General features: G+C 34.6%; 10 protein-coding genes. 7 read left to right on the top strand and 3 right to left on the bottom strand.

What is annotated here, in order from left to right:
• Positions 1-209: 209 nt before the first annotated feature.
• Together panD and panC are read right to left on the bottom strand one after the other, a co-directional pair.
• Positions 210-560 carry an aspartate 1-decarboxylase gene (gene panD, locus E0I61_RS01425; protein ID WP_131991043.1) on the bottom strand — a complete coding sequence of 117 codons (351 nt, stop codon included), beginning with the start codon at positions 558-560 and terminating at the stop codon, positions 210-212.
• A gap of 14 nt (positions 561-574) precedes the next feature.
• A complete protein-coding gene (gene panC, locus E0I61_RS01420; RefSeq protein WP_131991045.1) occupies positions 575-1,423 on the bottom strand; it encodes a pantoate--beta-alanine ligase in 849 nt (282 codons plus the stop codon).
• Positions 1,424-1,531: 108 nt separating this feature from the next.
• On the opposite strand from panC, the gene E0I61_RS01415 reads away from it, so the two are divergent.
• The 7 genes from E0I61_RS01415 to E0I61_RS01385 all read left to right on the top strand — a co-directional run bounded on the left by E0I61_RS01415 (position 1,532) and on the right by E0I61_RS01385 (position 12,792).
• Positions 1,532-2,338, top strand: coding sequence for a glycogen/starch synthase (locus E0I61_RS01415; protein WP_131991047.1), 807 nt, complete (start codon positions 1,532-1,534; stop codon positions 2,336-2,338).
• Between the two features lie 20 nt (positions 2,339-2,358).
• Positions 2,359-3,960 carry a DUF4270 domain-containing protein gene (locus tag E0I61_RS01410; RefSeq protein ID WP_132068911.1) on the top strand — a complete coding sequence of 534 codons (1,602 nt, stop codon included), beginning with the start codon at positions 2,359-2,361 and terminating at the stop codon, positions 3,958-3,960.
• Between the two features lie 9 nt (positions 3,961-3,969).
• Entirely contained in the window at positions 3,970-5,817 is a 1,848-nt protein-coding gene (gene glmS / locus E0I61_RS01405) for a glutamine--fructose-6-phosphate transaminase (isomerizing) (RefSeq protein WP_132068909.1), read from the top strand.
• A 391-nt stretch (positions 5,818-6,208) separates the two neighbouring features.
• On the top strand, positions 6,209-9,043 hold the full coding sequence (locus tag E0I61_RS01400) for a TonB-dependent receptor domain-containing protein (protein ID WP_131991053.1): 2,835 nt from the start codon (positions 6,209-6,211) through the stop codon (positions 9,041-9,043).
• Positions 9,044-9,074: 31 nt separating this feature from the next.
• Positions 9,075-10,649, top strand: a complete 1,575-nt coding sequence (locus E0I61_RS01395) for an SGNH/GDSL hydrolase family protein (RefSeq protein ID WP_131991055.1) — start codon at positions 9,075-9,077, stop codon at positions 10,647-10,649.
• Between the two features lie 258 nt (positions 10,650-10,907).
• Complete coding sequence (gene atpD, locus E0I61_RS01390) at positions 10,908-12,419, top strand: F0F1 ATP synthase subunit beta (protein WP_073352327.1); 1,512 nt, start codon at positions 10,908-10,910, stop codon at positions 12,417-12,419.
• A gap of 91 nt (positions 12,420-12,510) precedes the next feature.
• The gene (locus E0I61_RS01385) at positions 12,511-12,792 is read left to right on the top strand and encodes a F0F1 ATP synthase subunit epsilon (protein ID WP_131991057.1); all 282 of its coding nucleotides are present in this window, start codon (positions 12,511-12,513) and stop codon (positions 12,790-12,792) included.
• Between the two features lie 298 nt (positions 12,793-13,090).
• Here E0I61_RS01385 and E0I61_RS01380 read toward each other — a convergent pair whose 3' ends face one another.
• Entirely contained in the window at positions 13,091-13,558 is a 468-nt protein-coding gene (locus E0I61_RS01380; protein ID WP_132068907.1) for a hypothetical protein, read from the bottom strand.
• Positions 13,559-13,706 lie beyond the last annotated feature (148 nt).

Here is a 13,706-nt window from a genome sequence, read left to right as displayed (position 1 = left end):
CGCTACAAATGCACTTGCTTTTTAGGGAAATAAATAGGATTTAGTGAGTTGAAATTGCCGCAAACAAAAAAACAACTGAATATTTGATTTTGATTTTAAAAATCATATATTCAGTGTTTTATGGAATTAAATACTTTTACTTTGTGTGATAAAATAAGGAATTTACCTTTTTCAAAAGGTATATCAATACGTATTTCTTCTCTAAAGAATTAGGTCAAAGAATTGTCATTTTCGTTAGGGAAGATAATCCAAGGCTTGAAGGTTTTGGCTTCTTCAAATTCCAGGATCGCATATGAAATAATGATAATAATATCGTCTTTTTGTACTTTTCTGGCTGCTGGACCATTTAGGGTTATAATGCCTGAATTTTTTTCGCCTTTGATGGCGTAGGTGTCAAAGCGTTCGCCATTGTTGATGTTTACAATGAATACTCTTTCTCCTTCAATGATATTGGAGGCTTCCAGTAAAGCTTCATCTATGGTAATGCTTCCGATATAATTTAAATCGGCTCCAGTTACTTTTACTCTGTGTATTTTTGATTTTACGACTTGAATTTGCATGTTACAAAAGTAAATTAATTTAATGATATGGTGTCAATCAATCGAATATTGTTGACTAGTACCGCAATGAAAGCACGGTATTTTTTATTTTTATTTTTTCTGGTACTAGGTAAAAGTGTTGCCTCATCAGCAATTACGAAATATTCTAATGTAAATCGAGTGTTCTTATTGAATAATTTTTGAACCCATTCTGAAATAATTGCAGTACTATTGGCTGCAAATTTTTCTTTTGCCGCGGTTAGTGTTTTATAAATAATAGCCGCTTCGTCTCTTTCTTCTGTTGATAAACGTTCGTTTCTGGAGCTCATGGCAAGATTGTTAGATTCTCTATAAATGGGACAGCCAATTACATTTACTTGTAAGTGGTTTTTGACGACCATTTTTTTGACAATTTGTAATTGTTGAAAGTCTTTTTCACCAAAATACGCGTTTGTTGGTTCCACTATTTCAAAAAGACGTTTTACAATTGTACCAACGCCATTAAAATGGCCGGGTCTGAATTTGCCTTCCATTTGATTTTCTAATCCATCAAAATCGAAAGATTGAGAAAGTGGTTTTCCGTCATAAATATCTTCAACAGATGGGGCGTATAGAATTATATTTGGATTTAAAGCAGTAAGTTTTTTCACGTCTTCTTCCAATGTTCTTGGATATTTTGCTAAATCTTCAGGATTGTTAAATTGTGTTGGGTTTACAAAAATACTCACGACAGTATTTTCATTTTCCAGTAATGATTTTTGCATTAATGCCAAATGACCTTGATGTAAAGCGCCCATGGTGGGAACAAATCCAATAGTGGACTGGACTGTTTTTATGGATTTCAAATAGTCGATTAAAGATGCTTTTCCGTAGAAAATATGCATGGCAGTATTATTAAAATTAAATGCAAACTTACTATTTTAGTTAATAACTGCATAAAATTTTGTAATTTTGCATGGTTTTTATTGCCAATAAATTAAGTAAATTACAATATGAAAGATAAGAGGATATTATATGTATCATCTGAAGTGGTGCCTTATCTCGCTGAAAATGAGGTCTCTTTAATGTCTTACGACGTGCCGAAAATGATTAATGATCAAGGTGGACAGATAAGAATTTTTATGCCAAGGTATGGAAATATTAATGAGAGAAGACATCAATTGCACGAAGTAATTAGACTTTCGGGGATGAATTTGGTAGTGAACGACTTGGATATGCCTTTGATTATAAAAGTGGCTTCGATACCAAAAGAAAGAATACAGGTTTACTTTATTGATAATGATGAGTATTTCAAAAGGAAAGCCACATTTGCTGATGAAGAAGGTGTAATGTATCCTGATAATGATGAACGTGCTATTTTCTTTGCAAAAGGAGTTGTTGAAACTGTAAAAAAACTCAATTGGGTTCCTGATATTATTCACGTTCATGGATGGATGGCTGCTATGTTGCCCATTTATATGAAGCATTTTTACAAAAATGAAGCATTGTTTTCAGAAACTAAGATTGTTACTTCTGTTTACAGTCAGTCTTTTGACGGTACTTTAGATGTAGAGATGATTAATAAAGTAAAATTTGACGGTATTCCTGATGAGGCAATTTCTGATTTAGAAGTTCCAGACTACGAAAATATTATTAAGGCTACCATTAAACATTCCGATGCGGTGATTATTGCATCAGAAAACCTGTCTCCAAGTTTAACAAAATATATAGAATCTTCAGGAAAACCTTTTTTACCTTTCGCACCGAAAGATGCATTCGCGGAAGCGTATACTAATTTCTATAGAAACGAGGTTCTTTAAATTAAACTTTTTTATTAAATATGTACAATAATTCTTTTTTTAAGAAAATTCTGGTAGTTGTGAGTGTTGTTTTTTTATATTCTTGTGATAAAGATTATAATGAAATTGGGGGTGATTTAATTGGTGATAACAATTTTGATCTCAAAAAAGAAACGTACGATGTTTTAGCTTACAATCAAAAAACAGGACCTATACAATCGAATAATCTTGTTATAAATCCTTTGGGGATTTATAACAACTCAAATTTTGGCGAGACAACGGCCAATTTCGGTACTCAATTGACTTTGTCTGCAACGATAACAGCTGTTGGGACAAGACCTTATATTGAAAGTGTTGTTCTGACTTTGCCATATTATTATGATGCGTCAAAAACGGTTACAAAAACAGATGGCAGTCATGAATATGTCCTAGATTCTATATATGGAGCTGATAAGGCTGTAATGAAACTAAGTGTTTACGAATCGGGTTATTATATGAGAGATTCAGATCCTATAGGTGGATTTCAACAGCCTCAAAAATATTTTACAAATCAAAATTCAGAATTTGATAATGTTAAAAAACCTAATCGTTTAAATGACGATTCTAGTTTGGCTCAAAATGATAGCTTTTTCTTTGACCCAGCAGAGCATGTTGTGACTTCAACGGATTCAATTACTAAAGTGGTTACAACTACAAGAACTCCTCCAGGAATGAAATTAAGCTTGAATAGAGGCTATTTCAAAACAAGAATAATTGATGCTGTGGCTGCTGGAAAATTGGCCACAAATGATGTTTTCAAAGAGTACTTCAGAGGGCTTTATTTTAAAATGGAAAAATCAGGAAGTAGTGCCGGAAATTTAGCAATGTTGAATTTTAAGGAAGGAAAAATTACTATAAAATATAATGAAGATTTGTCCACAACAACTGGTGGTGTGACTACAATTACACGAGTTAAAAAAACTATAGTACTTAACATGACTGGAAACTCTGTGAGTTTGTTGAATACTGATTTTGCAGGAAGTGGACTTGCTTATAATGCGTTGCCAAACACGGGAAATACAACCGAAGGTGATGATAAACTGTATCTAAAAGGTGGTGAAGGATCCGTGGCTGTGATTAGCCTTTTTAATACCCCAGGTCAGTTAGAAGCTATTAGGAATAGTGGGTGGTTGATTAATGAAGCTAATTTGGTTTTTCATATTGATGCTGCTACTATGGCTAATAATTATGAGCCACGAAGAATCTATTTATATGATTTTAATAATAACCGACCTATTGTTGATTATTATGCAGATGTAACAACAAACAGCATCGATATTAAAAAATCAAAAGTCATTTTTGATGGTAATATAAATACTGATGCTACCAGTAAAAGAGGAGTTACATATAAAATTAGAGTTACAAATCAAATAAGGAATCTTGTTAAGTATAAAGATTCAACTAATGTTAAATTGGGCTTAGTAGTTACAGAAGATATTGCAACAATCGCTTCTCATAAATTAAGAACCCCAAACGCTTTTATTTCGGGAGCGCCAAAAGCATCAGTAATGAATCCCTTAGGAACTATTTTGTTTGGAGGGAAATCCACAGTTCCTGATGATAAGAGATTGAAACTTGAAATTTATTATACAAAACCTAATTAAAGTAAGACTATGTGTGGAATCGTTGGATATATTGGTTATAGAGAAGCTTATCCTATTGTAATAAAAGGATTAAAGAGACTCGAATATAGAGGTTATGACAGCGCTGGTGTGATGTTGTATGACGGTGAAGAACTAAAACTTTGTAAGACAAAAGGTAAGGTTTCAGATCTTGAGGAGAAAGCTTCTACAGCAATTACAACAAACGGAACAATAGGAATTGGACATACGCGTTGGGCAACTCATGGTGTGCCAAACGATGTGAATTCACATCCACATCTTTCAAATTCAGGAGATTTGGCAATAATTCATAATGGTATCATTGAGAATTATGCGCCATTGAAAGCTGAATTAATAAAAAGAGGGTATGTTTTCCATTCTGATACAGATACTGAAGTATTGGTAAATCTTATTGAAGAGGTACAAACAAAAGAGAATTTAAAACTGGGAAAAGCGGTTCAGGTAGCGCTGAATCAAGTAGTGGGAGCTTATGCAATTGCTGTTTTTGACAAAAAGAATCCAAACGAAATTGTTGCTGCCAGATTAGGAAGTCCATTGGCAATTGGAGTAGGAGAAGGAGAATATTTCATTGCCTCCGATGCTTCGCCTTTTATAGAATATACTTCTAATGCTATCTATCTTGAAGATGGAGAAATGGCAAATATTAGATTGCATAAAGCGATGAAAATTAGAAAAATTAAAGATGATTCTTTAGTTGATCCTTATATTCAGGAGCTTCAAATGAACTTAGAGCAAATTGAAAAAGGTGGTTACGATCATTTTATGCTTAAGGAAATTTATGAGCAACCAAGTGTTATAAAAGATACGTATCGCGGAAGACTTCATGCTAATGAAGGTATTATTCAAATGGCAGGAGTTGAGGATAATTTAGAAAAATTCCTTAATGCCGATAGAATTATTATAGTAGCCTGTGGAACTTCATGGCATGCTGGTTTAGTAGCAGAATATGTTTTTGAAGAGTTTGCACGTATTCCTGTAGAAGTAGAATATGCTTCAGAATTTAGATATAGAAACCCAATCATAAACAGTAAAGACGTAGTTATTGCTATCTCACAATCTGGAGAAACGGCAGATACTATGGCCGCAATAAAACTAGCCAAAGAGCATGGAGCATTTGTGTTTGGTGTTTGTAATGTGGTAGGTTCTTCTATTTCTAGAGAAACACATGCGGGAGCTTACACGCATGCCGGACCTGAAATAGGTGTGGCATCGACTAAAGCTTTTACCACACAAATTACAGTATTGACAATGATAGCTTTGCGTTTGGCAAAAGCCAAAGGAACTTTGTCAAATAGTGATTTTCATACCTATTTGCAAGAATTGGAAATTATTCCTGAAAAAGTGAAAGAAGCTTTAGAAACAAATGAGAAGGCAAAAGAAATTGCTTCAGTTTTTAAAGACGCTCCAAATTGTCTTTATTTAGGAAGAGGGTATAACTTTCCTGTAGCTCTTGAAGGCGCTTTGAAGCTTAAAGAGATATCCTATATACATGCTGAAGGATATCCTGCAGCAGAGATGAAACACGGGCCAATTGCATTAATTGACGAACTTATGCCGGTGGTTGTTATTGCTCCAAAACAAGGACACTACGACAAAATTGTAAGTAATATTCAGGAGATTAAATCCAGAAGCGGGAAAATTATTGCCGTAGTAACTAAAGGTGATACACAAGTGCGCGAATTAGCTGATTATGTTATTGAAATCCCTGAAACATCAGATGCTTTATCGCCATTGATTACCACAATTCCATTGCAGCTTTTATCATATCATATTGCTGTTATGCGTGGTTGTAATGTAGATCAACCTCGTAATTTAGCAAAATCAGTAACTGTGGAATAAATTTATTTGCAAAACAGTGTTACATTATAATATTTTAAACTAAGCCTCGAAAGATTTTCTTTCGAGGCTTTTTTTTTTGAATAAGTATTTTAGGACGTTGCTTTTTAAATGCCTAAAAGAGTAAAGAAAACGTTAAATTTCTCCTTCTTAATCACTTTTATCAAATATCTAAAATTTAATATTTTTTTTGTGATAAATGTATTTTTTATATGCATGCATAATGATATTCTGTTATTATTACATAATTTTTAACATATAACAATAAAAAATAAATATAGAATAAGTGCAAATGATGTAAAATAATTGATAAATATGAAATTTTTTAAGGGCTTTTTTAATAATATCAAAAATATTTGTACTTTGGCGTCATAAACCAACAAATTATAACCCAATGAGAGTGTATTTACTTTTTTTGTCATTGTTTTTTTGTAGCCTAACTTTTGCTCAAAATTCAATTTCAGGTATTGTTACAGACAGTAACAATCAACCTATTCCTGGAGCCAACATTAAAATCGTTGGAGATACTTCGGGTACGATAACCGATTTCGATGGTTCTTTTACTTTACAATCGTCTAGAAAGCCGCCTTTTACAATTGAGGTTACGAGTGTAGGGTATAGTTCTCAAAAGATCAGTGTTTCTTCTAATACTCAGAAGGTAGTGGTAAAGCTTCAGGATGAAGAGACTAAGCTAAATGAGATAGTAGTTTCGGCTTCAAGAACTCCAGAAAGAGTGTTAGAATCGCCGGTGACAATTGAAAGAATGGGTATCGCTGATATTAAAAAATCGGCATCTCCAACTTTTTATGATGGTTTAGAAAATTTGAAAGAAGTTCAGATGAATACAAGTAGTTTGTCTTTTAAATCAATAAACACGCGTGGTTTTGCTACTGTGGCCAATACGCGTTTTATGCAATTGGTTGATGGAATGGACAATTCTTCGCCGCTATTGAATTTTGTATTGGGTAACATGATTGGTGTTTCGGAAATTGATGTTCAGAGCGTGGAGTTGTTGCCTGGAGCATCATCAGCTTTATATGGTGCAAATGCTTTTAATGGTATTTTGTTTATGAATAGTAAAAATCCATTTACAAGTCAAGGTATTACAGCTTATGCAAAGTATGGACAGACGGTTCAAGATGCTGCCGGTTCAAATGATTACGTTGATTATGGAATAAGAATGGCACATGCATTTAGTTCAAAATTGGCTGGAAAAGCTAACTTCACTTACTTGCATGGTACAGATTGGCATGCTACAAACTATGATGACAAGAGAGTTGTGGGAAGAGATAGAAGTGATGTGAATTATGATGGTATTAATGTGTATGGTGATGAAGTTACTACTAATATAAAAGGAGTAGGACAATCTTTGGCCTCTTTGGGTTTAATACCGGCAGGAGCTGTGAATTTGCTTCCAAATTACAACGTGAGTAGAACGGGATACAATGAAGTGGATTTAACAAATAACAAAGCGAGTAATACTAAAATTGATTTCTCTCTTCACTACAGACCTTTTGGGAGTGAAAATTTAGAAGTTATTTGGCAAAGTAAATTTGGTTTCGGAAACGCAGTATACCAAGGAGCAAATAGATATTATCTGAATGATTTTTTTATGCAACAGCATAAATTAGAAATAAAAGGGAAAAATTTCTTTGTAAGAGGGTATACAACTAACGAAGATGGAGGGAAATCGTATGATATGCTTTTTACAGGAATCAACATAAATAGAAAATGGAAGGATGATAAAACATGGTTCGGGCAATATGCCGGAGCTTATATTCAATCAACTTTAGGCGGTGCAAGTCCGGAAAATGCACATATAATCGCAAGAAATACGGCAGATACTGGAAGACTTATTCCTGGTACACCGGAATTTAAAGCTGCTTTTAATAGTGTTATTGCTGATCCAAGTGTGCTTTCGGGTTCAAAACTGGTGGATAATTCCAAAATATACCATTCTGATGCCAATTATAATTTTAAAGACATTATAAAATTTGCAGAAATCCAAGTAGGCGGGTCTTTTAGACTTTATGAATTAAATTCTTATGGTAGAATTTATACCGATGCAAATGGTCCGATTAATTATAATGAATACGGTGCTTACACACAATTAACAAAAAGATTTATAGAGGATAGATTGAAATTTACCGGATCTATTCGCTACGATAAATCAAAAAATTTCGACGGTAGTGTTTCTCCAAGAGTTTCTCTAGTATATTCTGGTGGAGAAAGCAAGAAACACAACTTTAGAACTTCTTTTCAAACGGGGTTTAGAAATCCATCAACACAAGATCAATACATTGGGTTTAATGTTGGAAGTGCCATATTACTTGGTTCAGCTCCAGATAATTTAACTAGATATAGTGAAACTTTGCCAGTTTCTACTGCTGTTGGTCAAGCTTTTGCTGGTGGAACTTCTGTTGTTATGACTGGTTTGAATGCTTATAATAATTCATACACAGCTTCGTCAGTTGGTGCTTTTAGTGCTTTAGCGTCTAGTAATCCTATTGCTGGCTCGGCTTTGTTAAGAAAAACAAATGTAGATTATGTAAAACCTGAACAGGTTAAGGCGTTTGAAATAGGGTATCGTTCTTTTATAAAAGATGTGTCTATTGACGTTAATGGATATTATAATATTTATAATGATTTTATCGGTAATTTAAATGTTGTAGCTCCCTTTTATGGTACGGCAGCAGATTCTCCAAATCCTTTAGCGGGGCCTACAGATCCGGGAGCTCAATCATTGCATGCGCTTCAAAATGGTAATTTCAGAGCATATCAATTGTATACTAACACTGACATAGAAATCGAATCACTTGGTTTTGGTCTTGGACTTTCTAAAAAAGTATATAGAAACTTTGAAGTTGGTGTGAACTATAATTTTGCAGAATTTAAATTCGATCAGGAAAAAGACCCAAGTTTTGAAGCTGGTTTTAATACACCAAAACACAGAGTAAAAGCATCATTTGGAAACGAAAAATTATTTAATAATTTTGGATTTAACGTAAGTGGAAGATGGAATAGTGAGTATTTGTGGCAATCCACAATGGCAGATGGTATGATCGATGCTGCAACTGTTATTGATGCTCAAGTTAATTACAATATGCCAAAACTAAAATCAACGCTTAAATTAGGAGCTTCAAACATTGGAGGAAAAGAATATACTCAAGTATTAGGTGCAGGATTAATTGGGCAGCAGTTTTTTGCTTCTTGGACAATCAACCCGTAATTGAGTCAATAATTTAAAAAAAAACTTAACCATGATAAAAAATTTCAAATGGCTACTATTGGTTTCTTTAGGCTTTGTAGCATGTAATAATGATGATGAAGCGGTGGTTGTTCATAATTCATCTGACGGATTGCCCTTAACGGCAGGTTCAGCAAGCTTTTCTAAATATGTTGCATTGGGAGATTCGTTTGCAGCGGGATATAGTGATGGCGCGCTTTTCAAAAAAGGACAGGAAGGTTCTTATGTTAATATACTATCACAGCAATTTGCTGCAGCTGGAGGGGGTGATTTTAAAACACCTTTTACATCGGATAATGTTGGAGGATTGTTGCTGGGTGGAAATGTAATAGCAGGAGTTCGCTTGTATTTTAACGGTACTGGACCTGTGCCGGTAAGCGGAACACCGACGACAGAAGTGAATACTAAGGTTACGGGGCCATTTAATAATTTGGGGGTTCCCGGGGCAAAAAGCTATCATTTGGTAGCGCCAGGATATGGAAATGTAGTAGGTGTTCTTTCAGGCGCTGCGAATCCTTATTTTGCACGATTTGCAACTACAGCTGGGACAACAATTTTAGCAGATGCTTTAGTTCAAGCGCCTACTTTCTTTTCTTTATGGATTGGTGGTAATGATGTTTTGAGTTATGCGACATCTGGAGGTATTGGTGTAAACCAAACAGGGAATTTAAATCCAGCCACTTATGGAGGGAATGATATAACAGATCCAAATGTTTTTGCGAGTGTATATTCAAGCTTGGTTACAAATCTAACGGCCAACGGAGCAAAAGGAGTAGTTGCGAATCTTCCTTATGTAAATACACTTCCTTATTTCACGACCGTTCCTTACAATCCATTGACGGCTAAAGTTCTTGGTAGTGGTAGTGAAGCTGTAGGTCAAGCTACTATAGCTGCCTTAAATGCTCAGTTGTATGGTCCGTTAAAACAAGCGTTAACGGCATTTGGAGCAGGAGCTAGAATCAATCTTCTTTCTACAACGGTTGCTAATCCAATGTTGATTAAAGATGAGTCTTTAACAAATTTGTCGGCTCAATTAACAGCAGCTTTTACTCCAAGTTTGGGTGCGGCTACAGCGGCCTTTTACGGAAGTGTTTTTGGACAGGCTCGACAAGCTACTGCTACGGATTTGGTAGTCTTGCCAGCACAATCTGCAATTGGAGCTGCACCGACTGCAGTTGATTCAGGTATAGGAATGGCACCACCGTCTCCTTTAAATAAATTCGGAATTACCTATCCATTACAAGACAAACATGTCCTGATACCAACAGAAATTGCGGAAGTAAAAGTTGCTACGGATGCTTATAATGTTGCTATAAAAACAATTGCTGATGCTAAAGGGTTGGCTTTTGTGGATACAAAAGTGATTATGACTGAATTGTCAACTACAGGAATAGTAAGTAATAGTTTTACTCTTACCTCTACCTATGTTACAGGAGGAGCGTTTTCGCTTGATGGTGTTCATCCTAGCCCAAGAGGCTATGCTTTAATAGCCAATAAATTTCTTGAAGCAATTAACGCTAAATATGGTTCGAATTTAAAAGGAGTAGATTTAGGACAATATCGAATTTTATTTCCAAGGTCGCTTTAATTTAATGATATTATTTTAAGTAAAAAACCACCCGTTTTAAGACGCGGTGGTTTTTTATTTCATTAAAATCTAGCGTTTTTGTTTGTTTGTAAACGGGTTTGAAACAATCCGTTAAAATTATCCTGTTTTTTATAAAAAAAATTATTGATTTTATATTTTAAAAAATTATCTTTGCGCACTGAAAAAAGTGTCTGATCGATAAGATTCGATTGGTTCTGTTTCATAAACCTAAATAGCTATTTAATAAATACATAAGTAATGTCAAAAGTAATAGGAAAAGTTGCCCAGATCATTGGCCCAGTAGTTGACGTTGTTTTCAACGGTAAGGATGTTGAACTTCCAAAAATTTATGATTCGTTAGAAATCACAAAAAAAGATGGTACATTATTAGTACTTGAAGTACAATCTCACATTGGTGAAAACACAGTTCGTACCATTTCGATGGACTCAACAGATGGTTTGAGTAGAGGTTATGAAGTAGTTGGAACAGGGAACCCTATCCAAATGCCAATCGGTGCCGATGTATACGGTCGTTTATTCAACGTAATTGGAGATGCCATTGATGGTTTAGGAAACTTGCCAAAAACAGGAGAAAACGGGATGTCTATTCACAGACAAGCACCAAAATTCGAAGATTTGTCAACTTCATCTGAAGTTTTATTCACAGGAATCAAAGTAATCGATTTAATTGAGCCTTACTCAAAAGGGGGTAAAATTGGATTGTTCGGTGGTGCAGGTGTTGGTAAAACAGTATTGATTCAGGAGTTGATTAACAATATCGCAAAAGGTCACGGTGGACTTTCAGTATTCGCAGGAGTAGGAGAAAGAACACGTGAAGGAAATGACTTACTTCGTGAGATGTTAGAGTCAGGAATTATAAAATACGGTGATGAATTCATGCACTCCATGGAAAATGGAGGATGGGATTTATCTAAAGTAGATATGCCAGGAATGAGAGAGTCTAAAGCTACTTTCGTTTTCGGTCAAATGAATGAGCCTCCAGGAGCTCGTGCTCGTGTGGCACTTTCTGGATTATCTATTGCGGAATATTTCCGTGATGGAGCAGGGACTGATCAAGGGAAAGACGTTTTGTTCTTCGTTGATAATATCTTCCGTTTTACACAAGCAGGTTCTGAGGTTTCAGCACTTTTAGGTCGTATGCCATCTGCGGTAGGGTACCAACCAACATTGGCTACTGAAATGGGTGCGATGCAAGAGCGTATCACATCTACAAACAAAGGTTCTATTACATCTGTACAGGCGGTTTACGTTCCTGCGGATGATTTAACGGATCCAGCTCCGGCTACAACTTTTGCTCACCTTGATGCAACTACAGTATTGTCTCGTAAAATTGCTGAGTTAGGTATTTATCCTGCAGTGGATCCATTGGATTCTACTTCAAGAATACTTACTCCTCAAATTTTAGGTGATGAGCATTATGACTGTGCACAAAGAGTGAAAGAAATTTTACAAAAATACAAACAATTACAAGATATCATTGCGATCCTTGGTATGGAAGAATTGTCTGAAGAAGATAAATTATCTGTTTCAAGAGCGCGTCGTGTACAACGTTTCTTATCTCAACCTTTCCACGTTGCTGAGCAATTTACAGGATTAAAAGGGGTATTAGTTGATATCAAAGATACTATCAAAGGATTTAATATGATTATCGACGGTGAATTAGATCACTTGCCAGAATCAGCTTTTAACCTTAAAGGTACTATCGAAGAAGCTATCGAAGCTGGAGAAAAAATGTTAGCGGAAGCTTAAAAAGAATTATAAATTATGAATTATAAATTATGAATTGGGTAGCCTCAAATAATTTATAATTCATAATTCATAATTCATAATTGAAAAAATTATGATTTTAGAAATAGTATCACCAGAAGCAAAATTATTTTCAGCAGAAGTGACCTCGGTTACATTGCCAGGAGTTGATGGAAGTTTTCAAATTTTGAATAATCACGCACCAATCGTTTCTATTTTAGCAAAAGGTATCGTGAAAATTACAGCTTCTAATTTTGCTTTTGCAAAAGAAGTAGCCAATAAATTTACTAAGTTAGATGCTCAAAATTATACGCTGGCTATCAATTCAGGAACAATTGAAATGAAAGACAATAAAGTTATTATTTTAGCGGACTAAAGTAATTTCGATTAATAAAATGGAAAAGCCAAACAGGAATGTTTGGCTTTTTTTATGTTCAATCGCCAAGCATGATATTTCAAATAATGCCATCTTTTTCATAATTAGCATTGTTTTGAAACCAAATAACCTTGTGCTTGTGTATGTGGAGGTTTCTCGTGGTAAACGGGGATTAAAGAATCAAACCACCCTGTCATTGTTTTTTGTAATAATAGAGTACATGCCGAATTAATTTTCTAATACGATACTAGTGAGTGGTACTGTTGCAAATCCCTCCTGAGGTTTTAATTTTTGAGGATTATTTTGTAATTAGTTTTGAATCCATTTTGACATAATATTTTTCATTGTATTTCCCGGCAATTACAAGGGCTCCTGAAATTAGAATAAGATTTTTAATTATGTATTGCCCAGCCAATGTAGGGCGATATGGAAAAACATCAAAACAGATGGTTTTTAGAATAAAAACAGGGAAAAATGTGACTGCCATATGCATTAATAATAGCGGAACAGTATAAGGAATGAATCGTTTTAGGAGCAATCCGAGACCAATAATTACTTCACCGATGCCAAGAATTGGAATAAATATTTCGGGTTTAAACCAATAAACAGTTTGTTCTACTAATTCACCGGCAGGACTCATACCGAAAATTTTTAAAGCACCAAACCAGCCATAAACGATGGCGAGAGAAAATCGCATCATGTTGATGCTGTGTTTTTCTATTTTTTTGCTAAATCTAAAATAAAAGAATTTGAATGTTTTTTTCATAATGAAGTAGTTGAATGTATTGTTACACTTGCCCTTTTTTTGAATATCAGCAAAGCGGTTGTTTTATTTTAAAGTTTAAAACTTAAAAAATAAAAGCCTAACAGGTTTCCAACGCCTGCTAGGCTGTAATTGATAAAATGTAATATTA

It is taken from the genome of Flavobacterium ranwuense (assembly GCF_004349315.1).
Lineage (GTDB): Bacteria > Bacteroidota > Bacteroidia > Flavobacteriales > Flavobacteriaceae > Flavobacterium > Flavobacterium ranwuense.
Note: the sequence above shows the minus strand (reverse complement) of the source record. Positions and strands in the feature narration are given on the sequence as shown.